The organism is Caulobacter sp. Root1455, from assembly GCF_001426905.1.
Lineage (GTDB): Bacteria > Pseudomonadota > Alphaproteobacteria > Caulobacterales > Caulobacteraceae > Caulobacter.
Genome location: NZ_LMFQ01000024.1, coordinates 204,159 through 228,484, shown reverse-complemented (window position 1 = coordinate 228,484; position 24,326 = coordinate 204,159). Strand labels below are relative to the sequence as shown.

Genomic DNA, 24,326 nt, shown 5'->3' with positions numbered 1-24,326 from the left:
GATCGAGCGGCTTAGCTGCGGCGACCGTCGTGACGATCGTTGTGGTCGTAACGGTCGTGGCGATCATCGCGGTCGCGACGTTCCATCTGGATCTGGCGGCTCAGGCGGTCGAAGCGGGCGTCCAGGTCGGCGCGCTCGCGCATCGACAGGCCGTGCGACCGGCGATAGCTGACCTCCAGGCGACTGATCGCGCGGAACTCGCCGCGCAGGCGCTGGGCTTCGGAGCGGGTCAGGGAGCCGTTGCGGACGCCCACGTCGATGCGGTGCTCCAGATTGGCCTGACGCTGGTTGATCGGCTGCCACGGGGCGGCCTGGGCGGCCAGGGGAGCGGCCGCGACGGTGGCTAGGGCGGCCAGGGCGAAAAGAGTGCGCTTCATGGTGTTTAGTCTCCGACGATGTCCTGTCGGGCGCCCGACGCGTCCGATGGAGGCCATAAGGCGCTTGGCCACCTGAACGTTCCCGGTGTCGGGCGTTGTGCTGCGTTCATGCGGCGGGTTGTCGCTGTGGTGGGGCAGGGCGGTGAACGGAACGTCGCCGCCGCCGTTCTCCCCCCGGGCCAAGCTTGTGGCCGGCGGGGTGATAAAGCATGACGTTGCAGCAGGGACTGTCCTTCGGCCTGATCGGCGCGACGGTGCTTTGCTTCATCTGGGGGCGATGGCGCTACGACTTGGTCGCCCTGGGCGCCCTGGCCGTCGGGCTGTTGTTCGGGCTCATCCCGATCAAGTCGGCCTTCGACGGCTTTTCCAACGACATCGTGGTGATCATCGCAAGCGCCCTGGTGCTGAGCGCCGCGATATCGCGGTCGGGCCTGGTCGACACCCTGATGGCGCCGCTGCTGCCGCACCTGAAGGACGAGCGCACCCAAGTGCCCGTGCTGTCCACGGTCACGACCCTGCTGTCGATGGCCACCAAGAACGTCGGGGCCCTTGCGCTGATGATGCCTTCGGCCCTGCGCATCGCCCGCAACACCGGCGTGTCGCCCGGGCGGCTGCTGATGCCAATGTCGTTCGGCTCCCTGGTCGGCGGCCTGGCCGTGCTGGTCGGCACCTCGCCCAACATCATCGTTTCGGAAGTACGGCACGAGGCCCTGGGCGAGCCCTTCGCCATGTTCGACTTCATGCCCGTGGGCGGGACCCTGGCGGTGCTGGCGATCCTGTACCTGGCCTTCGCCTACCGCCTGCTGCCCAAAGGCCGCACCGCGGCCATCGACATCGACGCGGCCCTGGCCGCCAACGCCTATGTCACCGAGGTGGAGATCCCCGACGGCTGGACCTTCGAGCAGTCGCGGATCGCCGATCTGCGGAAGGCGGCGGGGGAGGCGGTGGCCGTCGTGGCCCTGCTGCGCGACCGCCGGCAGATCGCCTCGCCGCATCCCAACCGCAAGCTGTTGCCGGGCGATGTGCTGCTGCTCGAAGGACAGCAGCAAGAACTGAACGAACTGATCGTCAAGGCCAGGCTGAAGCTGAGCGACGCCGACCGCCCCGTCGTGATGGAGGAGCCGACCGACGAGGTGCGGGTGGTCGAGGCGGTGATCGGCGCGGAGTCCGACCTGATCGGCCAGACGGCCAAGAGCCTGGCGCTGAATCACACCTATGGCGTCAATCTGCTGGGCGTCAGTCGCGCCGGCTACCGGATGGCCGGACGGCTGGCCACGGTGCGGATGAAAGCTGGCGACGTCCTTGTGCTGCAAGGCGCCGAACAGAAGCTCCCGACGGCTTTGCAGGCCTTGGGCTGCCTGCCGTTGGCCGAGCGCGAGGTGCGGCTGGGCGGCATGCGTCACGCCCTGCTGCCGACCGCGATCCTGGCCGTGGCCATGCTGCTGGTCGCCTTCGGCGTGCTGCCGGTGGCCGGGGGCTTCTTCGCGGCCGCTGTCCTTGTGGTGGCCACCGGCGCCCTGCGGATGCGCGAGGCCTATGCGGCGCTGGACGCCCCCGTGCTGGTGCTGGTGGCGGCCCTGATCCCGGTCAGCGACACGGTCCAGGCCAGCGGCGGCACCGACCTGATCGCCGGCTGGCTGTCGGGCGCGTTCCACGGCCTGCCGCCGCTGCTGACCCTGACGGCGATGATGGCCGTGGCCATGGCGGCCACGCCGTTCCTGAACAACGCCGCCACGGTGCTGATCGTCGCCCCGATCGGCCTGGGCCTGGCCAAGCATCTGGGTCTCAGTCCGGACCCGTTCCTGATGGCGGTGGCGGTCGGGGCGGGCTGCGACTTCCTCACGCCGGTCGGCCACCAGTGCAACACGCTGGTGCTGGGACCGGGAGGGTATCGGTTCGGCGATTACGCCAGGCTGGGGGCGCCGCTCACGGTGCTGATCCTGGTCGTGGCCCCCAGCCTGATCGCGCTGGTCTGGCCGCTCACCGGCCGATGATCAGTAGATGTCTTCGGGATTGAGGATCGGCTCGGGGGCGGCGTGGCCGCTGGCGTCGGTGAAGACCTGGGGGGCGGCCGTCTCGGCGACGCCGCGCCGTTCATCGCCCAGGTAGTCATGGTCGATCTTGCGGCGGCGGCAGGGGCCGAAATAGGCCCCGACCCGGACGAATTCACGCGGGTTGTTGATCACCTCGTTGACCCGATGCAGCACGCCCCGCGCGGTGAGGGGCTTGGCCAGGAATTCGGTGACCCCGGCCTGGACGGCCTCGTCGAGGCTGGCGCGGGTGGCGTGGCCGGTGACCATGATGATGGGGACATAGGGATTGTTGCTGGCCGGCGAGGTGCGCACCCAGCGGACGAAGGCCAGGCCGTCGACCGGCTGCATCTTCAGGTCGGTGAAGATGATGTCGATTTCGCGCTCGGTGACGATCTTCAGCGCTTCGACGCCGTCGTTGGCCTCGAGAATCTTGCGGATGCCCAGCGATTTCAGGACCGCGCCGATGATCTCGCGCATCGGCGCGTTGTCATCGATGATGAGCACCGTCAACGGACGCAGATCGGGCGCGCTCAAGGGTCATCCTCCCGGAAAGTCGCGGCGTCACGGTACGTCGCCGCAGCCTTGCTTCCTGGGATTGTATCGAGCTCGTCGTTTAGAAACCGTTGACGCGACGGCAAATTGTCGCGGAATTTCAGCCGCTTATGCTTAACGAGTTGTGCGGCGAAACCTTCCCTCGGAGAAGGCGTCTAGCGACGGTCCTGCGGGCGGTTGCCGGGGGACTCGTCGTCTTGCGGCAGCATGCCGCCGCGGCCGACATTGCCCAGCAGCTGTTCGAGGATCGTCATCTCGCGGCCGCGGGTCGGGGTCTCATGGCCGTTGTAGGCGATGACCTTGCCGTCCTTCAGCGTGTAGGTGTCGACCGAGGCGACCTTTTCGTCGGTCGGATTGAACTTGATCGCCACCACGTCGCGCTTGATTACCCGCGGCCTGTAGAAGGCCACGCGGTCGGTGGTCTGCGAGATGTAGTACCAGGCGTTCTGGTCGAAGGTGGACGTGGCCGAGGGCGAGCCCAGCTTTTCCGTCACCGTCGACTTGGTGTCCTCGCCGACCTTCATGTCGACAGGCTTGGCCTCGATGGCCTGGAAGCCCGAATAGCTCGTCAGCGGCGTGCAGCCCCCGGCGACGACGGCGAGGCCGATGACGGCGGCGGCGAGAACGGCAGGACGAAACATTGAGGCTCCGGAACCTAGGCAGGCTGACTTTGACCTATCGCCCGCGCGGGCTTAGTTCAATGGTCCGCGTGGATTGAACGGCTAACTAGTTCCGTGTCGCGGCGAAATCGAGGCGAAGTGATGTTTCTGGACCGGCTGCTCAAACCCAGGCCCGCCAAGGCGGCGGGGGGCAAACTCTATGCGTCGGCGGTGGCTCAGGCCCGTTCTCCGGCGTTTTACGCCCAGATGGGCGTGCACGATTCGATGGAGGGCCGGTTCGAGCTGTTCACCCTGCACGTGGCGCTGCTGCTGGAGCGGTTGAAGGGCCAGGGCGACTCGGCGGCCGAGGTTTCGCAGGAGACCTTCAACGCCTATACGCGCGGCCTGGACGACGCCTTCCGCGAGATCGGCGTGTCCGACACCGCCGTCGGCAAGAAGATGAAGAAGCTGGTCGGGGCCGCCTATGGCCGCCTCAAGGCGTTCGACGAGGCGGCGACCGCCTTGCCCGACCGATCGGTGCTGAGCGCCGCCCTGGCCCGCACCGCCTTCGAGGAGCGCGGCGAGGGCGACGTGGCGGGCCTGACCGACTATGTGGTCGCCGCGCGCGACCGATTGGCGGCCCAGCCGCTCGAGACCTTGCTGCAAGGAGAGGCCCAATGGCCGAAGGCGTGATCGATCCCTGGCCCAGCGCGGTCTCCCTGGGCCGGGTGAGCCGCGGCGGCGTGGATCTGCGATTCGAGCCGGACGAAGCCGCGCGCCGCGAGATCGCCAAGACCCTGGGCCTGGTTTCGCTGGAATCGCTGACCGCCGAGGTCTTCCTGCGGCCCTGGATGGACGGCGCCGAGGTCTCGGGCCTGATCCGCGCCCGGGTGACCCGGGTGTGCAGCGTCTCGGCCGACGAGTTCGAGGAGCCGGTCGAATCGCGGTTCAGCGTCCACGTCCTGCCGGCCGACAGCGAATACGCCCCCCCGGACGAGGACGCCGGCGGCGAACTGGGCCTGGATCCGGAGGGCGACGATCCCCCCGACGTGCTCGAAGGCGAGACCATCGATGTCTCGGCCTATGTGATCGAGCACCTGGCCCTGGAGCTGGATCCGTTTCCCCGCAAGCCGGGCGCGGTGTTCCAGCCGCCGGCCGAGCCGGTGGACCTTTCGCCCTTCGCGGCCCTGAAAAAGCTGAAGGGAGACCCCGACACCGGGGGCGAGGGGGCCTGAAATGGCCGATTCCTTCCGCTTGCGTGATATTCCCGCGGCTGTATCGTCCCGCCGCCTTGCCCTGACCTTTGAAGGGGCGGTGCGCCGCTTCAGGAGCCGATAGCGCCTCGTGCCTCACCCCGTAGTCATTTCGATCGACGCCATGGGCGGGGATCACGGCCCGTCCGTGATCGTTCCGGCCGTGGCGCTCGCCGCCAAGAGCCTTCCCGACGTCCGCTTCCTGCTGCATGGCGACGAAGCCCAGCTGAACGCCCAACTGGCCAAGTTCCCGGACGCCCGGGCGGTCAGCGAGGTGCGCCACACCGACAAGGCCATCTCGATGGAGGAAAAGCCCGCCCAGGCCATGCGCCGGGGCAAGGGCACCAGCCTCTGGAACGCGGTCGAGGCGATCCGGGCCGGCGAGGCCGCCGCCTGCGTTTCGGCCGGCAACACCGGCGCCCTGATGGCGATCTCCAAGCTGATCCTGCGCATGGGCGCCAATCTTGAGCGGCCGGCGATCGTGGCCAGCTGGCCGACGATGCAGGGCGTCTCGGCCGTGCTCGACGTCGGCGCCAACATCGAGAGCGACGCCAAGCAGCTGATCGAGTTCGCGATCATGGGCGCGGCCTTCCACCACGCGGTGCACGGCTCGGTGCGCCCGACCGTGGGCCTGCTCAATGTCGGGTCCGAGGACCAGAAGGGCCATGAGGACGTGCGCGAGGCGCACGCCATCCTCAAGGAGACCAAGCTGGACTTCGACTATCGCGGCTTCGTCGAGGGCACGGACATCGCCAAGGGCACGGTCGACGTGGTCGTCACCGACGGCTTCACCGGCAACGTGGCCCTGAAGACCGCCGAGGGCCTGGCCCGGTTCTTCGCCGCCGAGATCAAGACCACCCTGACCTCCGGCCCGCTGGCCATGATGGGGGCGGTGATCGCCTCGGGCGCGCTGAAGAAGATGCGCCGGCGCCTGGATCCCGGCCGGGTCAACGGCGGCCCGCTGCTGGGCCTCAACGGCATCGTGGTCAAGAGCCACGGCGGGGCGGACGCCATCGGCTACGCCTCGGCCATCCGCGTGGCGGTGGACCTGGTCCGCAGCGACTTCTCGGCCGAGATCGACCGCAACTTGAAACGCCTGACGGAAACCGGCCTTAGGTCCGGTGTAGAAGAAACGGCCGGAGGCGTGTCGGGCGCCGAGGGCCAGGGAGCTTCCGAGTGAGCGTAATTCGTAGCGCCGTCACCGGCGTCGGAGCCTATCTGCCGGACAACATCGTCACCAACGATCAGTTGGCCGAGACCGTCGACACCAGCGACGCCTGGATCGTCGAGCGGACGGGCATCCGCCAGCGCCACATGGTGGCCGACGACCAGCCGGTCTCGGACCTGGCCTTCCGCGCCGCCCAGCAGGCGCTGGAGCGGGCCGGCAAGACCGCGGCCGACGTCGACCTGATCATCGTCGCCACCACCACCCCGGACATGACCTTCCCGGCCACCGCCACCATCGTCCAGCGCAAGCTGGGCGCGCCGGTCGGCATCGCCTTCGACGTCCAGGCCGTCTGCTCGGGCTTCGTCTACGCGCTCAGCGTCGCCGACGGCTTCGTGGCGCGCGGCCACGCCAAGTGCGCCGTGGTGATCGGGGCCGAGGCCATGACCCGGCTGATGGACTGGACCGACCGCGGCACCTGCGTGCTGTTCGGAGACGGGGCCGGGGCGGTGGTGCTGGAGCCCCGCGAAGGGCAGGGGACCACGGCCGACCAGGGCTTGCTGGGCTTCGCCCTGCGCGCCGACGGGACCAAGCAGGAGTTGCTCTATGTCGACGGCGGTCCGTCGACCACGGGCACGGTGGGCAAGCTGCGCATGCTGGGCAACCAGGTGTTCAAGCACGCGGTGATCAACATCTCCGAGGCGATACACGCCGCGGCCGAGGCCGCGCACGTGACGATTCCCGAGGTCGACTGGTTCATCCCGCACCAGGCCAACCAGCGGATCCTGGCCGGCGTCGCTCATCGGGTGGGCATCGACGAGGACAAGGTGATCTCGACCGTCGCCCTGCACGCCAACACCTCGGCCGCCTCGATCCCCCTGGCCTTCGCCCAGGGAATCGCCGACGGCCGCATCAAGCCGGGCCAGCTGCTGCTGCTCGAGGCGATGGGCGGCGGACTGACCTGGGGCGCCTGCGTTCTGCGACTTTAAGGCCAAGCTTGCCCATTTTCGGCCGTCAGCTTGCGCTATCGTCTCAAGTCTTGGCGCTCAGCCTTTGACTCCATGCGATAATCGCGGCATGCAGGCTTGAGTTGATGTGAGCGCGTAGCGGAAACGTGGGGCTCCGCCCTGGCGAACGCGGGCGCTCTGGGGTTTGTCGATCAAGCGTAAGGGGGCGTCATGAAAGGCGCGACATTGACCCGGGCCGATCTCTGCGAGGCGGTCCATGAGGAAGTCGGTCTAACTCGCCAGGATTGCGCGGGTCTGGTCGAACGCACCCTGGATCTGGTCGCCGAGGCGCTGGAGCAGGGCGAAACGGTCAAGCTTTCCGGCTTCGGCGTCTTCCAGGTGCGTGACAAGCGGGCCCGCATGGGGCGCAATCCCAAGACAGGAGAGCCCGCCGAGATCGAGCCCCGCCGGGTGATCGGTTTCCGGGCCTCGCAAGTCATGAAGGCGCGAATCGACCGCGCCTTGGGCGGCTAAGGGGAAATCACGCGGTGGCGAAGGGGCCCAACGCCTTCCGCACGATTTCCGAAGCCGCCGAAGAGTTGGGCGTGCCGCAGCACGTCCTGCGCTTCTGGGAAACCAAGTTCTCGTTCATTCGCCCGATGAAACGGGCCGGCGGCCGGCGGTTCTACCGTCCGCAGGACATCGCCGTGCTGAGCGGCGTGCGCGCCCTGCTGCACGCCGAGGGCTACACGATCAAGGGCGTGCAGAAGCTGCACCGCGAGCAGGGCCTGACCCATGTGATCGCCGCGGGGCTGGGCGACAACGGCTCGGCCTCGCTGGACGGCCTGACCGCCGCCGGGCCGATCGATTCGTCTCCGCGCGGCGAGCTGGCCGAGGAGGCGCGGGGCCGGCTGGTCCTGGCGCTGGACGACCTGCAGGCCGTCAAAGCCCGCCTGGACGGGCTTTTGCGGGGCCTCTGAAGCCCGCTTCAAATCCCTGGGAATTGACCGAGAAATCCCATTGCTCCCGGCAAGGCTCGCACCTATAAGGGCGCTCCTTCCGGATCGGAGCGTGGCGCAGCCTGGTAGCGCACTTGACTGGGGGTCAAGGGGTCGCAGGTTCGAATCCTGTCGCTCCGACCATTCCTCCCCGTGGGGAATGAGACCGGAAGAATGGAAAGGCCGCCCTCCGGGGCGGCCTTTTTCGTTTTGGACATTTGCGGTGCGGCGAACACCTGCCCCCTACGGATCGCTTCGCGATCGTCTTCCCCCACAGGGGGAAGAGGGGCGTTGCGGGGCGTCCTCCGCCCCCTACGGGCCGGACAGGCGGCGAAGCCGCCAGGTGGGGGCAAGTCGGTGAGCTACTGCCCGATCTTCTTGTCCGCCTTGCCCATCCACGACATCAGCGGCATCAGCGGCAGGCCCCAGCCCATGCCGGCGACCACGAAATAGATCAGGTGCACCGCGCGATTGCTGGGCAGGTAGTCGTAGAGGCTGGTGAAGGCCCAGATCCAGGCGGCCAGGTACACCAGTATGCCGATCCCGCCGATGAACTTGCGCAGGCGGGCGGGGATGAGAGGAGCGCTCAAGCGGGTCTCCGGAAGACACTCGAAACAATGCCGAGAACGGCCAGGAAGAAGATCGCGCCCACGCTGGAGACCAGCAGGCTGCCGAGGAAGCCGTCGAACTGGAAGTCCAGCCGTTGGGCGATGAAGGTTCCGATGAACGAACCGACGACGCCGATCAAGAGCTTGGTGAACAGCGCATGCCGGCGGGCCAGCACCAGGTCGGCCACCCAGCCGGCCAGGATGCCGATCACCACGGCCACGAACACGCCAACCCCGCTCATGATGGTCTCCGCCCCCAAACGCCGCGCATCATCGCACGCCGCGCCTTAAGCGTCATGAGGCCATGGACGACGGCGCGCGTCAGGGGTACGGCAGGGCTTCGCCGTATTTCGGCCCTCAACTGACGTTCTTTCCGGCTGTCATGACGTCCTTCTTACGTTCCGATCGTTCAAGGCCCGTGGCCATCTGGCTGTTCGTCGTGGCCGTCCTGGTGTTCGCCATGGTGGTGGTCGGGGGCGCGACGCGCCTGACCGACTCGGGGCTGTCGATCACCCAGTGGAAGCCGATCATGGGCGCGCTGCCGCCGATGTCGGACGAGGCCTGGCGGGCCAATTTCGAGCTCTACAAGAAGATCCCGCAGTACCGGCTGATCAACGCCGGCATGACGCTGGAGGCCTATAAGGGCATCTTCTGGTGGGAGTGGGCGCACCGGCTGCTGGGCCGACTGGTCGGGGCGGCGTTCGCCATCCCGTTCGTGTTCTTCCTGGTCCGCCGGATGATCCCGCGCCGCCTGATCTGGCGCTGCGCGGTGCTGCTGGGCCTGGGCGGCCTGCAGGGGCTGGTCGGCTGGTGGATGGTGTCCAGCGGCCTGTCCGAGCGGGTCTCGGTGGCCCCCGAGCGGCTGATGATCCACCTGGGCCTGGCCCTGATCCTGTTCGTCTTTCTGATCTGGACGGCCCTGGACGCCTGGTCCGGCTCGCCGCGCGTCGAGGAGCGCACCGACTGGCGCGGCTGGGCCCTGGCCTTCCTGGGCGCGGTGTTCTTCCAGAGTCTGCTGGGCGCCCTGGTGGCCGGCAACGACGCGGGTCTGGTCTATAACGACTGGCCGCTGATGAACGGCGCCCTGATCCCGGCCGAATACGCCGGCCACGGTTTCTGGGGCACGATCGCCCACAGCCAGGGCGCGGTGCAACTGCATCACCGGCTGATGGCCTACGCCCTGTTCGTCGCCGCCCTCATCGTCGGCGTGGCCGCGACCCGTTCGCGCCGCCTGCCGGACGAGGCCAAGCTGACCGCCTTCGTGCTGGTCGGGGTGGTCTGCCTGCAGGCCGGCCTGGGGATCTGGACCTTGATGACCGCCGTGCCCCTGGCCCTGGGCGTGCTGCACCAGGCCGGAGCGGCGATCCTGCTGGCCACCGCCACCGGCTTCGCCTGGCGGGTGCGGCGGCCTTAAGGCCCCGCGTCCTTCGAGGCCCGCTTCGCGGGCGCCTCGGGATGAGGAATTCAGAGGCGACTCACGGTCCTCATCCTGAGGTGCGAGGCGAAGCCGAGCCTCGAAGGACGCGGGGCTTTCGCGGCGACGCTCTAAGAACTGTCACGAAACGCCAGCACAGGACGTTCGACGTCCTTGCTGGAGCCTACCCGTGACCCGCGCCCCCGTGTTCCTCGCCGCCGCCCTCGTCGCCCTGTCCGCCGCCTCGGCCCTGGCCGCGCCGAAGCCCGCCCTCAAACCGGTCGCCCCGGTGACCAACGCCGCGCCCGGCGACGCCTACTACCAGGCCGGCCAGGCGGCCCTGGCCAAGGCCCTGGCGGTCAGTCCCCGGACCGGCAAGGCCAAGAACGTCATCCTGTTCCTCGGCGACGGCATGGGCATCTCGACCGTGGTCGCCAGCCGCATCTACGAAGGCCAGCAGCGCGGCGTCGACGGCGAGAGCAATGCGCTGTCGTTCGAGAAGCTGCCCTGGACGGCGCTGTCCAAGACCTACAGCCACGACACCCAGGTGACCGACAGCGCCGCGGGCATCACCGCCATCACCACCGGCGTGAAGACCCGCAACAAGATCATCGGCCTGACCGGCGCCGCGCTTCCCGAGAAGTGCGCGACCGAGGCCGGCCAGCGGGTCGAGACCATCGCCGAGCTGGCCAAGGCCCATGGCCTGTCGGCGGGCGCGGTGACCACCACCCGCATCACCCACGCCACCCCGGCCGGGACCTACGCCCACACCGCCTATCGCGACTGGGAAGGCGACGGCGACATGCCGACCGAGGCCCTGGCCGCCGGCTGCAAGGACATCGCCCGCCAGCTGGTCGAGGCCCCGGCGGGCCTTCGCCTGGACGTGGCCCTGGGGGGAGGGCGCTCGCGCTTCCTGCCCGTGGTCAAGGACGGCAAGCGCGCCGACGGCCGCGACCTGACCGCCGAGTGGCTGAAGGCCCCGGGGGCGGCCTATGTGACCACCGACGCCGAACTGGCGGCGCTGGATCCGGCCAGGACCGGCCCGGTGCTGGGCCTGTTCGCCAACGAGCACCTGCCCTACGAGGTCGAGCGGCCGATGCTGGGGCAGGGCGTGCCGACCCTGGCGGCCATGGCGACCAAGGCCGTCGACCTGCTGTCGAAGAACCCCAAGGGCTATTTCCTGCTGGTCGAGGGCGGCAAGATCGACATGGGCAGCCACCTGAACAACGCCAGGCGGACCCTGAGCGAGACGGTCGAGTTCGCCAAGGCGGTCCAGGCCGTGCTGGACAAGGTGAACCTGGACGACACCCTGGTGATCGTCACCGCCGACCACAGCCACGGCCTGGTGATCTCGGGCTACGCCAACCGCAACGCCCCGATCCTGGGCCTGGCGGGCAACGAGGGCGAGCCGGTCCTGGCCGGCGACGGCAAGCCCTACACGGTGCTGAGCTTCGCCACCGGCCCCGGCGGCCCGGAAGGCTCCAGCCTGCGCGGCGATCCGGCCAAGGAAGACACCGACGACATCGACTACCACCAGAACGCCACGGCCTTCCTGGGCAGCTCGGCCCACTCGGGCGAGGACGTGGGCGTGTTCGCCGACGGTCCGGGCGCCTATCTGGTGCATGGGGTGGTGGAGGAGAGCTTCCTCTACCAGGTCATGCGCCACGCCTACGGGTTCGACGAAGCGGCGAAGTAGGGCGGACGAAGCTTCCCAAGAATTGTCATCCGGACGAGCGCGTAGCGCGAAGATCCGGGACCGACCTGGAGCGCTGAGCTCAGGCGTCGGTCCCGGGTCTTCGCTGCGCTACGCCCGGGATGACAGCCTAAAAGAGACGGCTGAGGCATGTGATGCGGTATCATAATACCCGACCACGAAAACCCTTGTCCTGTAAGGGTTTGCGGAGTTTCTTGCGCGCGCATTGTTGACAGGCCGCGAACGCTCCTGTACCTGCCGCCCCTCACGCAGACGGAGCCGCTTTCCTTGGCCCCCGACGCACAAGGAATACGGATCAATCCCATGCAAAAGACCACGGCTTCCCTGAAGCCCGCCGAGGTCGAGAAGAAGTGGATCGTGGTCGACGCCCAGGACGCCGTTGTCGGTCGTCTGGCGACGTTCATCGCCATGCGTCTTCGCGGCAAGCATCGTCCCGACTACACCCCGAACGTCGATTGCGGCGACTTCGTCGTCGTGATCAACGCCGACAAGGTGAAGTTCACCGGCAAGAAGATGGACGACAAGGTTTACTACCGCCACACCGGTCACCCGGGCGGCGTCAAGTCGACCACCCCGCGCAAGCTGCTGGAAGGCCGCTTCCCGGAACGCGTCCTCGAAAAGGCCGTCGAGCGCATGCTGCCCAAGGAAAGCCCCCTGGCGCGCAAGCAACTGACCCACCTGCTCATCTACAACAACGGTGAGCACCCGCACCAAGCGCAGAGCCCGGAAGCGATCGACTTCGCTTCGCGCAACGCCAAGAACACCCGGAGCGCCTAAGTCATGTCCGAAGCTCAAGGCTTTGACGCGCTGGCCAGCCTGTCCAGCAACCCCGAAACGGCCGCTCCGGCCGTCCAGAAGATTGACGCCCAAGGCCGCGCCTACGCGACCGGCAAGCGCAAGAACGCGATCGCTCGCGTCTGGATCAAGCCGGGCAAGGGCTCGATCACGATCAACGGTCGTGACCAAGAGGTCTATTTCGCCCGCCCCGTGCTGCGCATGATGATCGCCCAGCCCCTGGAGGTCACCGACCGCCTGGGCCAGTTCGACGTCGTCGTCACCGTGGAAGGCTCGGGCCTGTCGGGCCAAGCCGGCGCCGTGCGTCACGGCCTGTCCAAGGCCCTGACCTACTACGAGCCCGGCCTGCGCGCCGCGCTGAAGCCGCACGGCTTCCTGACCCGCGACAGCCGCGTCGTCGAGCGTAAGAAGTACGGCAAGGCCAAGGCTCGCCGCTCCTTCCAGTTCTCGAAGCGCTAAGCGTTTCAGCACTCAAGAAAGAGGCCGCGGTTTCCGCGGCCTCTTTTTTTGCCTGAAACCCCGAATCTGCCGGTACCTTGCCGCCCCTATCGATGGCCGCAGTCACGCTTGCTGACGCGCTTCCATCTCGCAGCGGATGTCGAGGGCGTCATGGAAGTCAGTCAGGCCGTCAAGGAGTCGATCCTGCAGCTGGGCGCCAAACGCGTCATGTTCGAGCAGGCCAGCGAGACGCTGGAGACCATCGTCCTGGGCTCCTCGCACGGCGACTACGCCTTCGACCCGGCCTACGTCCCGAATTCGTTCAATCTCTGCTACCGGTCGCTGGACCTGAAGCACTGCTATTCGCTGTATCAGCGGACGATCACGGCCTGCCCGAACCTGAAGAACCTGGTGCTCTTCTACTCGGTGTTCTCGCCCGGCAGCATGCTGGAGCGGAGCCCCAACGAGGGCGAGATCGGCCCGTTGTTCAGCGCCCTGTTCGACCTGGAGGTCGAGTACCAGTCCGAGCACCTGACCAAGCTGGCGCAGGCCCTGACCCAGCAGCTGCAGGAGGGCATGGCCGCCACCCTGATCGAAGAGGCCGCCAAGCTGGATGGTCATGCCGGCTTCATGCCGAACTACAAGGGCGCGGTCCCGGCCTCGGAGTTCAAGACCCGTCTGCTGTCGCACATCAAGCACAACTACGAGTCCGGGGCGGACTACTACCTGCTGAAGATCCTGGCCCTGGCCAATCGCCTGGGCCACGCGGTGACCATCGTCATCCCGCCGGTGAGCTCGGCCTATCGAAACGCCCTCAACACCCGGTCCAGCGTCCTCTTCCGCGAACTGATCGAGGTGGTGGACCTGTTCCCCTGGACCGTCCCGATCAAGGTGTTGAACGCCTATGACGACGAGGCCTACGAGGACTCGTTCTTCGTCGACAGCGACCACCTGGACGCCCGCGGCGAGGGAACCCGGATGCTGTCGCGGGCGATCGCCGCGATGGTCGCGGGCTCCGAAGCCGCGGCCTAGCGCGCGGCGACACGACAATCCGCCCGGGCGCGGCCCAAAGACCCGTTTCGCTCGCCAGCGGAGTAGGCTAGATCGTCCGCTCCTCAAGGTTCGGGTTACGGGAGGGCGCATGGCCCCCAAGGTCTTCATCGACGGCGAAGCGGGCACCACCGGGCTGCAGATCCGCGAGCGCCTGGTCGGCCGCAAGGACCTGCAGCTGGTCTCGATCGATCCGGACAAGCGCAAGGACCCGGAAGCCCGCAAGGCGATGCTGAACAGCGCCGACGCCGTGATCCTGTGCCTGCCCGACGACGCGGCCAAGGAGGCCGTGGCGCTGATCGAGGACCCGAAGGTCAAGGTGATCGACGCCTCGACCGCCCACCGCACCGCGCCCGGCTGGACCTACGGCTTCCCGGAGCTGGACGGCGAACAACGGGGCAAGATCGCCAAGTCGACGCGGGTGTCGAACCCCGGCTGCTACGCGACCGGCGCCATCGCCCTGGTCCGCCCGCTGGTCAGCGCCGACATCATCGCCGCCGACCTGCCGATCTCGTTCAACGCCGTGTCCGGCTACAGCGGCGGCGGCAAGGCGATGATCGCCGAGTTCGAGGACGAGACCTCGCCGACCTACACCACGGTGCCGTACCGGATCTACGCCACCGGGCTGAACCACAAGCACCTGCCCGAGATCCAGTCGCACGGCGGCCTGCTGACCCGGCCGATCTTCACCCCGGCCGTCGGACGTTACGCCCAGGGCATGCTGGTCGAGCTGCCCCTGCACCTGGGCATGCTGAACGGCAGCGTCTCGGTGAGCGAGATCCACGAGGCCCTGGCCGAGCACTATGCCCGCGAGGCCTTCGTCGAGGTGGCGTCGCTGCACGAGGCCAAGAGCCTGACCACCCTCGACCCCGAGGGCCTGAACGGCACCAACCGCCTGAAGCTGTTCGTGTTCGGCTCGGAAACCAGCGGCCAGGTCCGCCTGGTGGCCCTGCTCGACAACCTGGGCAAGGGCGCCTCCGGCGCGGCCGTCCAGAACCTGAACCTGATGCTGGGCCTGAAGGAAGGCGCGGGGCTCTAGGCTTCGCGTCTCGGCCGCCTCACGCCCGCCAGCGATAATGCCCGACCGCCGTGTGGAGCTTGAACATCCACAACGGCTCCTCCTTGGCGCCCCAGCCGATGTTGTGGACCACGCGCACCCCTTCGGGACCTTCGCTGACCACGCCGATGTGGGGGCGGCCGCCCCAGACCCGCCAGGTGAGGATGTCGCCGGGCCGCGGTTCGTCGAAGCGGTCGCCGGCGGCCTTGGGCGGCGCGACCGCCAACTGGGCGCGCTGGCGGGTCAGGTAGGTCTCCACGTTCAACACCCGGCGATGGTCGATGTTGGAGTCCGGCCCCTTCAGGCCCCAGGCGCGCTTGGAGGGATACGCGTCGAAGTCGCGGGTCATGTCCTCGTGGATCAACTGCTGCAAGTCCGCGCGCCAGGCGTCGCGGGCGGCGCGGATCAGCACGTCGGCGCAGACGCCGGTTGAGCGCAGGACGTCGCCGTTGGGGTAGGGGATCGCGCGATAGCTGGGATCATAGCTCTTGGTGACGCCGACCTGGCTGCGCGCGGCTTCCGCCAGGCGTTGGCCGCTCGGCGCGGGGACCGGCCGCGCGAAGACCTCGCCCGCGCCGAAGATCGGCGTCGCGACCAGCATCCCTAGCGCGGTCCGGCGATGAAGGCCCATGCCGGAAAGCTCCACCAGAATCCGGGCGAGTTTTGGGCGAACGTGGGTCGATCGCGTGGAGCCGGTTCAAGGATTTGGCGCAGGGGTCTAGTCGGCGTCCGGCTCCAGAAGCCGCGGCCCCGCGCCCTGGGCGGCCAGGGCGTCGCGCGGGTTTCTGAGCGGGCAGGTCTTCAGCGACAGGCAGCCGCAGCCGATGCAGTCGTCCAGCTGGTCGCGCAGCTGGTTGAGGCGGCGGATGCGCTCGTCGAGTTCCGCTTGCCAGGCCCGCGACAGCGCCGCCCAGTCCTCGGCGGTCGGCGCGCGCCCCTGGGGCAGGGCCGCCAACGCCGCCTGAATCGAGGCCAGCGGGATGCCGGTGCGCTGGGCGACCTTGATCACCGCCACCCGCCGCAGCACGCCGCGCGGATAGCGCCGCTGATTGCCCTCGGTCCGCAGGCTGCGGATCAGGCCCTTGGTCTCGTAGAAGTGCAGGGTCGAGACCGCCACGCCGCTGCGCCTGGCCACCTCGCCGACGCTCAACGTGCCGCTGGGAACGGCGAAATCCGGGTTCGACATTCGCACTTGACCTCAACTTTGGTTGAGGTTTTACACGAAGAGCTCCTTCCACGGCAAACGCCCTTCCAGGAGCCACCATGACCACGCTCACCGTTCCCGACCGCGCCACCGTCGCCGCCGTGCTCGCGGAGGCTCCGACCCCGCGACCGGTCCTCGGCGTCAACGTCATCCGCATCAAGCCCGGCCGCTTCGAAGAGTTCATGGCCCTGCAAATGGCGCATCTGGAGCGGATCCGAGGCACGGTTCCTGGCGTGGCCGGCAGCCGGATGTTCGTCTCGCCGGAGCGCGACGCGGTGGTGCTGGTCTCGGCCTTCGACACGGCCGAGCACGCTCAGGCCTTCCGGCGCGACCCGCGCTTCGTCGAACACCTCGAGCGCTCGGGCGGGCTGGTCGAAAGCACGGAGGCCATGCCGGTCGAGTTGGCCTACGAGGTCGGCGTGGTTTGAAAACACGCTTCGCCAACCGCCGTCGTCTTGCGATTTGTTCGGGGGACGACGACGGTTTGGGCTAGGGCGTACAACCTTCAAGCTCAGGCGCGTGGTCCTCGTCCTTCGACAGGCTCGGGATGAGGACCATTTAGAGGCCTGGGCTGTGGAGGAACCTCATCCTGAGCTTGTCGAAGGACGAGGTTTTCGTCCCGGACGCTGGATGTCGATACGATCTAGGCCGTCGGGTTCGACCGCACCCGCACGAAGCTGCCGGGGGCGTCCTCGATCGGCTTGAGGGCGCCCTTGGCCGGGTCGCGGGCCGGGACCTGCTTGCCGGACTTGGCCTTCAGCCACGCCGCCCAGTGCGGCCACCAGGAGCCGGGATGCTCGACCGCGCCGGCCCGCCAGCCCTCGACCGAACCGGGCAGATACTCGTTGGTCCAGTGCTGGTACTTGTTGGCGTCGGGATGATTGATCACCCCGGCGATGTGGCCCGAGCCGGCCATGGTGAAGGTCACCGGCCCGCCGAACGCCCGGGCGCCGCGATAGACGCTGCGAAACGGCGCGATGTGGTCGTCCTTGGATGACTGCACATAGATCGGGATCTTGACCTTAGACAGGTCCAGCTTCTCGCCGCCCAGGGTCAGATGGCCCTGGGTCAGGGCGTTGTCCTTGTAGAAATTGCGCAGGTAGTAGAGGTGCAGGGCCTTGGGCATGCGCGTCTGGTCGGCGTTCCAGAACAGCAGGTCGAACGGCCGCGGCTCCTTGCCCATCAGGTAGTTGTTGATGAAGAACGACCAGATCAGGTCGTTGCCGCGCAGGCTGTTGAAGGTGTCGGCCATCGACTGGCTGGGCAGGTAGCCGCCCTGGCGGTCGATCTGCTCCTCGATGGTCTTGATCCAGGCCTCGTCGGTGAACAGCAGCAGGTCGCCGGCCTCGGAAAAGTCCTGCTGGGCGGCGAAGAAGGTGGCCGAGCTTATCCGTTTATCCCCTTTGGCGGCCATGTGGGCCAGGGCGCAGGACAGCAGCGTGCCCCCGATGCAGTAGCCGACGGTGTTGACCTTGTTGACGCCGGTCTGGGTCATGACCTGCTGGCTGGCGTCGTAGATCCCCTCGAACATGTAGTCCTCGAAGGTCTTGTCGGCCTGGCGGCTGTCGGGATTGACCCACGAGGCGACGAACACCGTGAAGCCCTGGTCGGTCAGCCAGCGGATCATCGAATTCTCGGGCCGCAGGTCCAGGATGTAGAACTTGTTGATCCACGGCGGGAAGATCAGCAGCGGGATCTCGTACACCGTCTCGGTGGTCGGGGCGAACTGCAGCAGCTGCAGGATGTCGTTCTGATAGACGACCTTGCCCGGGGCGGTGGCGACGTTCTCGCCGACCTTGAACTTGGCCAGGTCCGTCTGGCTGATGGCCAGTTGTCCGCCGCCGCGCTCCAGGTCGGCGGCGAAGTTCTCCATGCCGCGCACCAGGCTCTCGCCCTTGCTCTGCATCACCTCGCGCAGGGCGGCGGGGTTGGAGATCAGGAAGTTCGACGGCGAGAAGGCGTCGGTCAGCATCTTGGTGAAGAACTCGACCCGGCGCTTGACGTTCGGATCGACGCCGTCGGCCTGCGAGACCAGGTCGTTCAGCCAGTTCGACGACAGCAGGTAGCTCTGCTTCATCATGTCGAACATCGGGTTGGACGCCCAGTCGGGGTCGCTGAACCGCTTGTCGCCCTGGGCGGGGGCGACCACGGGCTGGGTCGGCTCGCCGGTCATCTTGCGGGCGGTGGACTGCCACAGGTCCATGTAGCGGCTGAACAGGTCGGCTTGAGCGCGCAGCAGCCGGTCGGGCTGGGCGGCCAGGCTGGTCATCACTTCGTTGAAGGCGGGGCCGACGTGGAAGGGGTCGGGGCTGAGGGCCGCGGGGCGGTCGGCCTGGCGCAGGGCGGCCTCGGCGATCGCGCCCTGGGCGGTGACGGCGGCGCGGGCCAGGTTGGCCGACAGCGTCTCCAGCATCTGGCGCTGGTCGGGCGACAGGAAGACTTCGAAATCGGGCAGGGCGGTCGCGACTGGCGGTGGATCGCGATCGGCCGGGCGCGTGGCCGATTCGGCGGCCTTGACCCGAGAGTCCGGCGCGAGGTCGACTTTCGGCGGAACCTTCGGGGCGGCCTTGGTCTTGGTCTTGGCGGCGCCTGGCGCCGCGTCCGCCTTGGCGGCGGGCCTTTTACGCGGTTTGGGGGAGGTTTCGGTCGTGGCCATGGACTTCCTTCCACCGTCTTGTCTTGGGCCATCTCGCCTGAGCGGTGCGGATGGCCTTTCGCTCGCCGCGATCATCGCATAAGACCTGAGACAAGATGAACGACGAAACCGGTAAAATCGTACGTCTTGGCGTACTCTTTCGCGGCGCGGCTCTGATCGGCCTGCTGGCGGGACTGACCGCGTGCGCCTCGTCGATGTCTTCGATGTCGCCGTTCTCGCCGCCGCCGGCCGATCCCAGCTCGCCGGTGGCCGCCGCGGCCAACGCCGCGGCCCAGGATTCCAAGCACGCCAGCGCGCCGCGCTTCATCGACATCCCGCCGATTCCGACCGACGTGCGCACGCCCGTCGAGTTCAAGAAGGCTGTCGGCGCTGAAAAAGTGGCCGCCGACAAGCTGAAGCGCGAGACCGCGCCCAGCACCTGGACCCTGTCCGACACCGAAGGCTACGCGTCCAAGGCCCGCAAGCTGGGCAAGGCCCCGCCGAGCGACATTCCCACCGACGCCGACCGCGCCGCGACCGAAGCCTTCGCAAAGGCGGCGCGCGACCGAGCTATCGCGCCTCCGTCCAAGCCCCAATAGGGCGACGGAGGCATAAAATTCCCGTAACTGGCTTGGCTATGCCCCGCTCGGGGTCTATCCATGCCCGACATCCGCTCCCGGCGCGCCGCTGCGGCGCAATGAGCATTTCATGACCTCCGATTTCCACCGCATCCGTCGCCTGCCGCCTTACGTCTTCGAAGAAGTGAACAAGATCAAGGCGCGCCTGCGCGCCGAGGGCGTCGACATCATCGACTTCGGGATGGGCAATCCCGACATGCCCACGCCCAAGCATATCGTCGACAAGCTGATCGAAACCGCGCGCGACCCCAAGGCCGGTCGCTATTCGGCGTCCAAGGGCATCGCCGGTCTGCGCAAGGCCATGGCCGGCTATTACGGCCGCCGGTTCGGCGTGAAGCTGAACCCTGACACCGAGGTGATCGCCACCCTGGGCTCCAAGGAAGGCTTCGCCAACCTGGCCCAGGCCCTGACCGCCCCGGGCGACGTGGTCATCTGTCCGAACCCGGCCTATCCGATCCACGCCTTCGGCTTCATCATGGCCGGCGGCGTCATCCGCCACGTGCCGGCCCTGACCCCCGAGCAGTACCTGTCCAACATCAGCCGCGCGGCCAAGCACTCGGTGCCGCCGGCCAGCGTGCTGATCCTGTCCTATCCGTCCAACCCGACGGCGCAATGGGTGGACCTGGACTTCTACAAGGACGCCGTCGCCCTGGCGAAAAAGCACGAGCTGCTGGTGATCAGCGACGTGGCCTATGGCGAGATCTATTTCGACAACAATCCGCCGCCCTCGATCCTGCAGGTCGACGGGGCCAAGGACATCGCCGTCGAGGTCAACTCGCTGTCGAAGACCTACGCCATGGCCGGCTGGCGCGTGGGCATGGTGGTCGGCAACGCCCGGATCTGCGCGGCCCTGGCCCGGGTGAAGTCCTACCTGGACTACGGCGCCTACACCCCGGTGCAGGTGGCCGCGGCCGCCGCGCTGAACGGCCCGCAGGACTGCGTCGACGAGATCCGCGCCATCTACAAGGGCCGTCGCGACACCCTGGTGTCGTCGATGAAGCGCGCCGGCTGGGAGATCCCCAACCCGCCGGCCTCGATGTTCGCCTGGGCCAAGATCCCCCCGCAGTTCGAAGCGGCCGGCTCGATGCTGTTCTCGCGTCTGCTGATCGAGGAGGCCGGTGTCGCCGTGGCCCCCGGCATCGGCTTCGGCGAATACGGCGAGGGCTATGTGCGCATCGGCCTCGTCGAGAACGAGCAGCGGATCAAGCAGGCCGCCCGCAACGTCAAGAAGTTCATCGCCAACGCCGACACCATCCTGGCCAAGGCGCACAACAAGATGGAACAGGTCTAGCGGCGGGACCGAAATCCTCGTCCTTCGACAAGCTCAGGATGAGGATTTCCACTGACACATCGCAAGTAGCCCTCATCCTGAGCTTGTCGAAGGGCGAGGGCGGACCCTCGGCGCTAGAAGTTTCGTACGAACTAGGAACGCGAACATGACCCAGAAAACCTGGCGCGTCGGCGTCGCCGGCCTCGGCACCGTCGGCGGAGGGCTGCTGCAGTTCCTGGCCGAGCAGCCGGACTTCGCCCCCGCCGGCGACCGGGCCGTGGTGACGGCGGTCTCGGCCCGCTCCAAGTCGCGACCGCGTACGGTCGACATCTCGGGCCTGACCTGGTTCGACGATCCAGTGGCCCTGGCTTCGTCGCCGGACGTGGACCTTTTCGTCGAGCTGGTCGGCGGCAGCGACGGTCCGGCCAAGGCCGCCGTCGAGGCGGCCCTGAAGCTGGGCAAGCCGGTGGTCACCGCCAACAAGGCCCTGATCGCCGAGCACGGCGCCGAACTGGCCGCCCTGGCCGAGGCCAACGACGCGCCGCTGCTGTTCGAAGCGGCGGTCATGGGCGGCACGCCGGCCGTGAAGATGCTGCGCGAGGCCATGGTCGGTGACGAGGTGATCGGCGTGGCCGGCATCCTCAACGGCACCTGCAACTTCATCCTCAGCGAGATGGAGAAGACCGGCCGCGATTTCGCCGACGTGCTGCGCGAGGCCCAGGGCCTGGGCTACGCCGAGGCCGACCCGACCATGGACGTCGGCGGCTTCGACGCCGGCCACAAGATCAGCATCCTGGCCGCCCTGGCCTTCGGCTGCGCGCCCGACTTCGGCGCCGCCGAGATCGAAGGCATCAGCGAGGTCGAGCTGCTGGACATCAAGCTGGCCAAGGACCTGGGCTATCGCATCAAGCTGGTGGCGGGCGCGGCCAAGAGCGACGACGGCGTGTCGGTGAAAGTGCATCCGTCGCTGGTGCCGCTGGAGCATCCGCTGGCCCAGGCGGGCGGGGCGCTCAACGCGCTGTTCATCGAGGGCAAGCGGATCGGCCGGATCTTCATCCAGGGCCCGGGCGCGGGCGCGGGCCCGACCGCCGCCGCCGTGGCCGCCGACATCGCCGACGTGATGACCGGCGCCAAGCGTCCGGTGTTCCAGGCCCCGGCCGGCCAGCTGAAGCCGTTCGTGGCCGTCGATCCGGCCCGTTCGGTGGGCAAGGCCTATCTGCGGATCATGGTCCGCGACGAGCCGGGCGCCATCGCCGCCATCTCCGAGACCCTGGCCGAATGCACGGTCTCGATCGACAGTTTCCTGCAGAAGCCCGTCGAGGGCGCGGGCGGCGTCCCGATCGTGCTCGTCACGCATGCGACTCCCGAATCCAATCTCCTCGACGCGATTAGTCGCATCGAAAAACTGCACGCCGTGCTAGAGCGTCCCCGCCTTTTGCGCGTCGCGCGCATCTGAGAACCGCGCCAAGCGGTCGGCACGGAAAGCCTCGCATAGGCTGGGAGACGTTGATGAGTTCGAAGACCCTGGACCGCGCGCTGGTCCTGGACGCGGTTCGCGTGACCGAAGCCGCCGCCATCGCTTCATGGTCGATGGTCGGCCGGGGCGACGAGATGGCGGCCGACCAGGCCGCGGTCGACGCCATGCGCAACGCGCTGAACGAACTGGCGATCGACGGCGAGATCGTGATCGGCGAGGGCGAGCGCGACGAGGCGCCCATGCTCTACATCGGCGAGAAGGTCGGCACCGGCAAAGGCCCGAAGATCGACATCGCCCTGGACCCGCTGGAAGGCACCACTCTGACGGCCAAGGCCATGCCCAACGCGTTGGCCGTCATGGCCTGGGCGCCCAAGGGCAGCCTGCTGAACGCCCCCGACACCTACATGGACAAGATCGCCTGCGGTCCGGGCCTGCCGGCCGGGGTGATCGACCTGGACAAGTCGCCCGCCGACAACATCAAGGCCGTGGCCGCCGCCAAGGGCGTCGCGCCCGAGCAGATCACCGTCTGCGTGCTGGACCGTCCGCGCCACGCCGAGATCATCGCCAGCGTCCGCTCGGTGGGCGCGCGGGTCAATCTGATCACCGACGGCGACGTGGCCGGGGTGATCGCCACCACCGATCCCTCGACAGGCATCGACCTCTACGTCGGCTCCGGCGGCGCGCCCGAGGGCGTGCTGGCCTGCGCGGCGCTGAAATGCGTCGGCGGCCAGTTCCAGGGGCGCCTGCTGTTCCGCAATGGCGACGAACGCGCCCGGGCCGCCAAGTGGGGCATCACCGAGCTCGACAAGAAGTACGACCTGCACGAGATCGTCCGCGCCGACGCGATCTTCGCGGCCACCGGCGTCACCTGGGGCAACCTGCTGGACGGCGTGACCTTCAAGGACGGCTTCGTCCACACCCACACGCTGGTCATGAATTCATCGACCGGCACGGTGCGCGAAGTCCGCATGAAGCGGAAGGCCTAGGCCTCGGCTAAGGTCGCCCGCGCGAATCTCATCTTCCCTACGAGGCCCCGTATGACCACGCTGACCGATCTCGCCGGATGGCTCGCCCAGGAGCCGGCTGGCGACGAGGTGAAGGCCGTCGTCGAGGTGATCGCCGGGGCCTGCGCCCAGATCAGCAAGGTCGTGGCCTCGGGCGCGATCTCCGGCAGCCTGGGCGCGGCCGGCCAGGTCAATGTCCAGGACGAAGAGCAGAAGAAGCTCGACATCATCACCAACGACATCCTGCGCGACGCGCTGAACGATTGCCCGCTGGTGGCCGGCCTGGCGTCCGAGGAGCTGGAGGTGATCGAGACCACCGGGGCCGTCGGCGGCTTCCTGGTGACCTTCGATCCGCTGGACGGGTCCAGCAACATCGACGTCAACGTGTCGGTCGGCACGATCTTCTCGATCCTGCCCGCGCCGGCCGGCGTGGCCCCCACCGAAGCCGACTTCCTGCTGCCGGGCCGCCAGCAGGTCGCCGCCGGCTACGCCGTCTACGGCCCGCAGACCATGCTGGTGCTGACCCTGTCCAAGGGCGTGGTCGGCTTCACGCTCGACGCCGACGGCGCCTGGCGGCTGACCCACCCGACCATCGCCGTCCCGGCCGACACCGCCGAGTTCGCGATCAACATGTCCAACCAGCGTCACTGGGCCGAGCCGGTGCGGCGCTACATCGACGGCTGCCTGCAGGGCAAGTCGGGCCCGCGGGCCAAGAACTTCAACATGCGCTGGGTCGCCTCGATGGTGGCCGACGTCCACCGCATCCTGATGCGCGGCGGGATCTTCATGTACCCGTGGGACGCCCGCGAGCCCGACAAGCCGGGCAAGCTGCGCCTGCTGTACGAAGCCAACCCGATGTCGCTGATCGTCGAGCGGGCGGGCGGCCAGTCGACCGACGGCAAGACGCCGATCCTCGACCTGCGGCCGACCAAGCTGCACCAGCGGGTGCCCGTGGTGCTGGGTTCGGCCAACGAGGTGGCGCTGGTGGCGGAGATGTCGGCGACCTGAGGGCCATCGCCGGCGGGACCGCCCTCGTCCTTCGACAAGCTCAGGATGAGGGCTAGTGGAAGGGCTGTTCAGTAGAAACCTCATCCTGAG

General features: G+C 68.0%; 27 protein-coding genes, 1 tRNA gene and 2 pseudogenes. 21 read left to right on the top strand and 9 right to left on the bottom strand.

Translation table 11 applies throughout. From position 1 onward, the window contains the following. Positions 1–11 precede the first annotated feature (11 nt). The gene (locus tag ASD21_RS18485) at positions 12–377 is read right to left on the bottom strand and encodes a hypothetical protein (protein WP_056444739.1); all 366 of its coding nucleotides are present in this window, start codon (positions 375–377) and stop codon (positions 12–14) included. 209 nt (positions 378–586) lie between these two features. Between ASD21_RS18485 and ASD21_RS18480 the strand changes: the two genes are divergently transcribed. Then, the gene (locus ASD21_RS18480; protein ID WP_056444736.1) at positions 587–2,371 is read left to right on the top strand and encodes an SLC13 family permease; all 1,785 of its coding nucleotides are present in this window, start codon (positions 587–589) and stop codon (positions 2,369–2,371) included. Here the strand turns inward: ASD21_RS18480 and ASD21_RS18475 are convergent, their stop codons facing one another. Then, a complete protein-coding gene (locus ASD21_RS18475; RefSeq protein WP_082554845.1) occupies positions 2,372–2,944 on the bottom strand; it encodes a response regulator in 573 nt (190 codons plus the stop codon). It lies immediately after the preceding gene. 173 nt (positions 2,945–3,117) lie between these two features. Beyond that, a complete protein-coding gene (locus ASD21_RS18470; protein WP_056444733.1) occupies positions 3,118–3,603 on the bottom strand; it encodes an outer membrane protein assembly factor BamE in 486 nt (161 codons plus the stop codon). 120 nt (positions 3,604–3,723) lie between these two features. Between ASD21_RS18470 and ASD21_RS18465 the strand changes: the two genes are divergently transcribed. From ASD21_RS18465 to ASD21_RS18435, 7 genes are all read left to right on the top strand, one after another. Continuing rightward, on the top strand, positions 3,724–4,254 hold the full coding sequence (locus ASD21_RS18465; protein WP_056444730.1) for a ubiquinol-cytochrome C chaperone family protein: 531 nt from the start codon (positions 3,724–3,726) through the stop codon (positions 4,252–4,254). Beyond that, positions 4,239–4,796, top strand: a complete 558-nt coding sequence (locus ASD21_RS18460; protein ID WP_056444728.1) for a YceD family protein — start codon at positions 4,239–4,241, stop codon at positions 4,794–4,796. The genes ASD21_RS18465 and ASD21_RS18460 overlap by 16 nt, the downstream gene beginning before the upstream one ends. Positions 4,797–4,938: 142 nt before the next feature. Continuing rightward, the gene (gene plsX / locus ASD21_RS18455; protein WP_056444725.1) at positions 4,939–5,994 is read left to right on the top strand and encodes a phosphate acyltransferase PlsX; all 1,056 of its coding nucleotides are present in this window, start codon (positions 4,939–4,941) and stop codon (positions 5,992–5,994) included. Beyond that, entirely contained in the window at positions 5,991–6,968 is a 978-nt protein-coding gene (locus tag ASD21_RS18450; RefSeq protein ID WP_056444723.1) for a beta-ketoacyl-ACP synthase III, read from the top strand. The genes plsX and ASD21_RS18450 overlap by 4 nt, the downstream gene beginning before the upstream one ends. Positions 6,969–7,157: 189 nt before the next feature. After that, a complete protein-coding gene (locus ASD21_RS18445; protein ID WP_029915189.1) occupies positions 7,158–7,460 on the top strand; it encodes an integration host factor subunit alpha in 303 nt (100 codons plus the stop codon). A 14-nt stretch (positions 7,461–7,474) separates the two neighbouring features. Continuing rightward, complete coding sequence (locus tag ASD21_RS18440) at positions 7,475–7,906, top strand: MerR family transcriptional regulator (protein ID WP_056444720.1); 432 nt, start codon at positions 7,475–7,477, stop codon at positions 7,904–7,906. An 85-nt stretch (positions 7,907–7,991) separates the two neighbouring features. Further along, positions 7,992–8,068 (top strand) — tRNA-Pro (locus tag ASD21_RS18435). A gap of 218 nt (positions 8,069–8,286) precedes the next feature. Here the strand turns inward: ASD21_RS18435 and ASD21_RS18430 are convergent. Both ASD21_RS18430 and ASD21_RS18425 read right to left on the bottom strand, forming a co-directional pair. Then, on the bottom strand, positions 8,287–8,514 hold the full coding sequence (locus tag ASD21_RS18430) for a DUF2842 domain-containing protein (protein WP_056444717.1): 228 nt from the start codon (positions 8,512–8,514) through the stop codon (positions 8,287–8,289). Beyond that, positions 8,511–8,774: a GlsB/YeaQ/YmgE family stress response membrane protein gene (locus tag ASD21_RS18425; protein WP_056446169.1), complete on the bottom strand. Its 264-nt coding sequence runs from the start codon at positions 8,772–8,774 to the stop codon at positions 8,511–8,513. The genes ASD21_RS18430 and ASD21_RS18425 overlap by 4 nt, the downstream gene beginning before the upstream one ends. A 140-nt stretch (positions 8,775–8,914) precedes the next feature. On the opposite strand from ASD21_RS18425, the gene ASD21_RS18420 reads away from it, so the two are divergent. Then, positions 8,915–9,946: a COX15/CtaA family protein gene (locus ASD21_RS18420; RefSeq protein WP_056446168.1), complete on the top strand. Its 1,032-nt coding sequence runs from the start codon at positions 8,915–8,917 to the stop codon at positions 9,944–9,946. On the opposite strand, the pseudogene ASD21_RS24115 reads toward ASD21_RS18420, so the two are convergent. Further along, a pseudogene (locus ASD21_RS24115) lies at positions 9,943–10,060 on the bottom strand (hypothetical protein); the annotation flags it as partial. The gene ASD21_RS18420 and the pseudogene ASD21_RS24115 overlap by 4 nt on opposite strands. 76 nt (positions 10,061–10,136) lie before the next feature. On the opposite strand from ASD21_RS24115, the gene ASD21_RS18415 reads away from it, so the two are divergent. The 5 genes from ASD21_RS18415 to argC all read left to right on the top strand — a co-directional run bounded on the left by ASD21_RS18415 (position 10,137) and on the right by argC (position 14,982). Beyond that, the gene (locus tag ASD21_RS18415) at positions 10,137–11,642 is read left to right on the top strand and encodes an alkaline phosphatase (RefSeq protein WP_056444714.1); all 1,506 of its coding nucleotides are present in this window, start codon (positions 10,137–10,139) and stop codon (positions 11,640–11,642) included. Positions 11,643–11,963: 321 nt separating this feature from the next. Then, positions 11,964–12,437: a 50S ribosomal protein L13 gene (gene rplM, locus ASD21_RS18410; protein ID WP_056444711.1), complete on the top strand. Its 474-nt coding sequence runs from the start codon at positions 11,964–11,966 to the stop codon at positions 12,435–12,437. Between the two features lie 3 nt (positions 12,438–12,440). Further along, positions 12,441–12,914: a 30S ribosomal protein S9 gene (gene rpsI / locus ASD21_RS18405; RefSeq protein ID WP_056444708.1), complete on the top strand. Its 474-nt coding sequence runs from the start codon at positions 12,441–12,443 to the stop codon at positions 12,912–12,914. Between the two features lie 150 nt (positions 12,915–13,064). Further along, positions 13,065–13,925 (top strand): hypothetical protein, encoded by an 861-nt coding sequence (locus ASD21_RS18400; protein WP_056444704.1) that lies wholly within the window; start codon positions 13,065–13,067, stop codon positions 13,923–13,925. Positions 13,926–14,034: 109 nt separating this feature from the next. After that, positions 14,035–14,982, top strand: coding sequence for an N-acetyl-gamma-glutamyl-phosphate reductase (gene argC / locus ASD21_RS18395; protein ID WP_056444701.1), 948 nt, complete (start codon positions 14,035–14,037; stop codon positions 14,980–14,982). A 19-nt stretch (positions 14,983–15,001) separates the two neighbouring features. Here the strand turns inward: argC and ASD21_RS18390 are convergent, their stop codons facing one another. Then, positions 15,002–15,631, bottom strand: coding sequence for a DUF1287 domain-containing protein (locus ASD21_RS18390; RefSeq protein WP_056444698.1), 630 nt, complete (start codon positions 15,629–15,631; stop codon positions 15,002–15,004). 87 nt (positions 15,632–15,718) lie between these two features. Beyond that, the gene (gene soxR, locus ASD21_RS18385) at positions 15,719–16,186 is read right to left on the bottom strand and encodes a redox-sensitive transcriptional activator SoxR (RefSeq protein WP_056444695.1); all 468 of its coding nucleotides are present in this window, start codon (positions 16,184–16,186) and stop codon (positions 15,719–15,721) included. 77 nt (positions 16,187–16,263) lie between these two features. On the opposite strand from soxR, the gene ASD21_RS18380 reads away from it, so the two are divergent. Then, a complete protein-coding gene (locus tag ASD21_RS18380; RefSeq protein WP_056444692.1) occupies positions 16,264–16,632 on the top strand; it encodes a putative quinol monooxygenase in 369 nt (122 codons plus the stop codon). Positions 16,633–16,847: 215 nt separating this feature from the next. Here ASD21_RS18380 and ASD21_RS18375 read toward each other — a convergent pair whose 3' ends face one another. Further along, on the bottom strand, positions 16,848–18,860 hold the full coding sequence (locus ASD21_RS18375; RefSeq protein WP_162250252.1) for a class I poly(R)-hydroxyalkanoic acid synthase: 2,013 nt from the start codon (positions 18,858–18,860) through the stop codon (positions 16,848–16,850). 95 nt (positions 18,861–18,955) lie between these two features. On the opposite strand from ASD21_RS18375, the gene ASD21_RS18370 reads away from it, so the two are divergent. From ASD21_RS18370 to ASD21_RS18350, 6 genes and pseudogenes are all read left to right on the top strand, one after another. Beyond that, positions 18,956–19,438 (top strand): hypothetical protein, encoded by a 483-nt coding sequence (locus ASD21_RS18370; protein ID WP_056444688.1) that lies wholly within the window; start codon positions 18,956–18,958, stop codon positions 19,436–19,438. Positions 19,439–19,547: 109 nt separating this feature from the next. Further along, entirely contained in the window at positions 19,548–20,768 is a 1,221-nt protein-coding gene (locus tag ASD21_RS18365) for an LL-diaminopimelate aminotransferase (protein WP_056444685.1), read from the top strand. Positions 20,769–20,781: 13 nt separating this feature from the next. After that, positions 20,782–20,877, top strand: a pseudogene (locus tag ASD21_RS24860) (hypothetical protein); the annotation flags it as partial. 36 nt (positions 20,878–20,913) lie between these two features. Further along, positions 20,914–22,203, top strand: coding sequence for a homoserine dehydrogenase (locus ASD21_RS18360; RefSeq protein WP_056444681.1), 1,290 nt, complete (start codon positions 20,914–20,916; stop codon positions 22,201–22,203). 53 nt (positions 22,204–22,256) lie between these two features. Further along, positions 22,257–23,210 carry a class II fructose-bisphosphatase gene (gene glpX / locus ASD21_RS18355; RefSeq protein WP_056444678.1) on the top strand — a complete coding sequence of 318 codons (954 nt, stop codon included), beginning with the start codon at positions 22,257–22,259 and terminating at the stop codon, positions 23,208–23,210. A 51-nt stretch (positions 23,211–23,261) separates the two neighbouring features. Next, the gene (locus ASD21_RS18350; RefSeq protein ID WP_056444675.1) at positions 23,262–24,236 is read left to right on the top strand and encodes a class 1 fructose-bisphosphatase; all 975 of its coding nucleotides are present in this window, start codon (positions 23,262–23,264) and stop codon (positions 24,234–24,236) included. The last annotated feature ends 90 nt before the right edge of the window (positions 24,237–24,326 follow it).

What these genes read in the sequence shown, in the direction of transcription:
- ASD21_RS18485 (WP_056444739.1), bottom strand. Translation starts at nt 377, where the DNA reads ATGAAGCGCACTCTTTTCGCCCTGGCCGCCCTAGCCACCGTCGCGGCC.
- ASD21_RS18480 (WP_056444736.1), top strand. Translation starts at nt 587, where the DNA reads ATGACGTTGCAGCAGGGACTGTCCTTCGGCCTGATCGGCGCGACGGTG.
- ASD21_RS18470 (WP_056444733.1), bottom strand. Translation starts at nt 3,603, where the DNA reads ATGTTTCGTCCTGCCGTTCTCGCCGCCGCCGTCATCGGCCTCGCCGTC.
- ASD21_RS18465 (WP_056444730.1), top strand. Translation starts at nt 3,724, where the DNA reads ATGTTTCTGGACCGGCTGCTCAAACCCAGGCCCGCCAAGGCGGCGGGG.
- ASD21_RS18460 (WP_056444728.1), top strand. Translation starts at nt 4,239, where the DNA reads ATGGCCGAAGGCGTGATCGATCCCTGGCCCAGCGCGGTCTCCCTGGGC.
- plsX (WP_056444725.1), top strand. Translation starts at nt 4,939, where the DNA reads ATGGGCGGGGATCACGGCCCGTCCGTGATCGTTCCGGCCGTGGCGCTC.
- ASD21_RS18445 (WP_029915189.1), top strand. Translation starts at nt 7,158, where the DNA reads ATGAAAGGCGCGACATTGACCCGGGCCGATCTCTGCGAGGCGGTCCAT.
- ASD21_RS18425 (WP_056446169.1), bottom strand. Translation starts at nt 8,774, where the DNA reads ATGAGCGGGGTTGGCGTGTTCGTGGCCGTGGTGATCGGCATCCTGGCC.
- ASD21_RS18420 (WP_056446168.1), top strand. Translation starts at nt 8,915, where the DNA reads ATGACGTCCTTCTTACGTTCCGATCGTTCAAGGCCCGTGGCCATCTGG.
- rplM (WP_056444711.1), top strand. Translation starts at nt 11,964, where the DNA reads ATGCAAAAGACCACGGCTTCCCTGAAGCCCGCCGAGGTCGAGAAGAAG.
- rpsI (WP_056444708.1), top strand. Translation starts at nt 12,441, where the DNA reads ATGTCCGAAGCTCAAGGCTTTGACGCGCTGGCCAGCCTGTCCAGCAAC.
- ASD21_RS18400 (WP_056444704.1), top strand. Translation starts at nt 13,065, where the DNA reads ATGGAAGTCAGTCAGGCCGTCAAGGAGTCGATCCTGCAGCTGGGCGCC.
- argC (WP_056444701.1), top strand. Translation starts at nt 14,035, where the DNA reads ATGGCCCCCAAGGTCTTCATCGACGGCGAAGCGGGCACCACCGGGCTG.
- ASD21_RS18390 (WP_056444698.1), bottom strand. Translation starts at nt 15,631, where the DNA reads ATGGGCCTTCATCGCCGGACCGCGCTAGGGATGCTGGTCGCGACGCCG.
- soxR (WP_056444695.1), bottom strand. Translation starts at nt 16,186, where the DNA reads ATGTCGAACCCGGATTTCGCCGTTCCCAGCGGCACGTTGAGCGTCGGC.
- ASD21_RS18380 (WP_056444692.1), top strand. Translation starts at nt 16,264, where the DNA reads ATGACCACGCTCACCGTTCCCGACCGCGCCACCGTCGCCGCCGTGCTC.
- ASD21_RS18375 (WP_162250252.1), bottom strand. Translation starts at nt 18,860, where the DNA reads ATGGCCACGACCGAAACCTCCCCCAAACCGCGTAAAAGGCCCGCCGCC.
- ASD21_RS18370 (WP_056444688.1), top strand. Translation starts at nt 18,956, where the DNA reads ATGAACGACGAAACCGGTAAAATCGTACGTCTTGGCGTACTCTTTCGC.
- ASD21_RS18365 (WP_056444685.1), top strand. Translation starts at nt 19,548, where the DNA reads ATGACCTCCGATTTCCACCGCATCCGTCGCCTGCCGCCTTACGTCTTC.
- ASD21_RS18360 (WP_056444681.1), top strand. Translation starts at nt 20,914, where the DNA reads ATGACCCAGAAAACCTGGCGCGTCGGCGTCGCCGGCCTCGGCACCGTC.
- glpX (WP_056444678.1), top strand. Translation starts at nt 22,257, where the DNA reads ATGAGTTCGAAGACCCTGGACCGCGCGCTGGTCCTGGACGCGGTTCGC.
- ASD21_RS18350 (WP_056444675.1), top strand. Translation starts at nt 23,262, where the DNA reads ATGACCACGCTGACCGATCTCGCCGGATGGCTCGCCCAGGAGCCGGCT.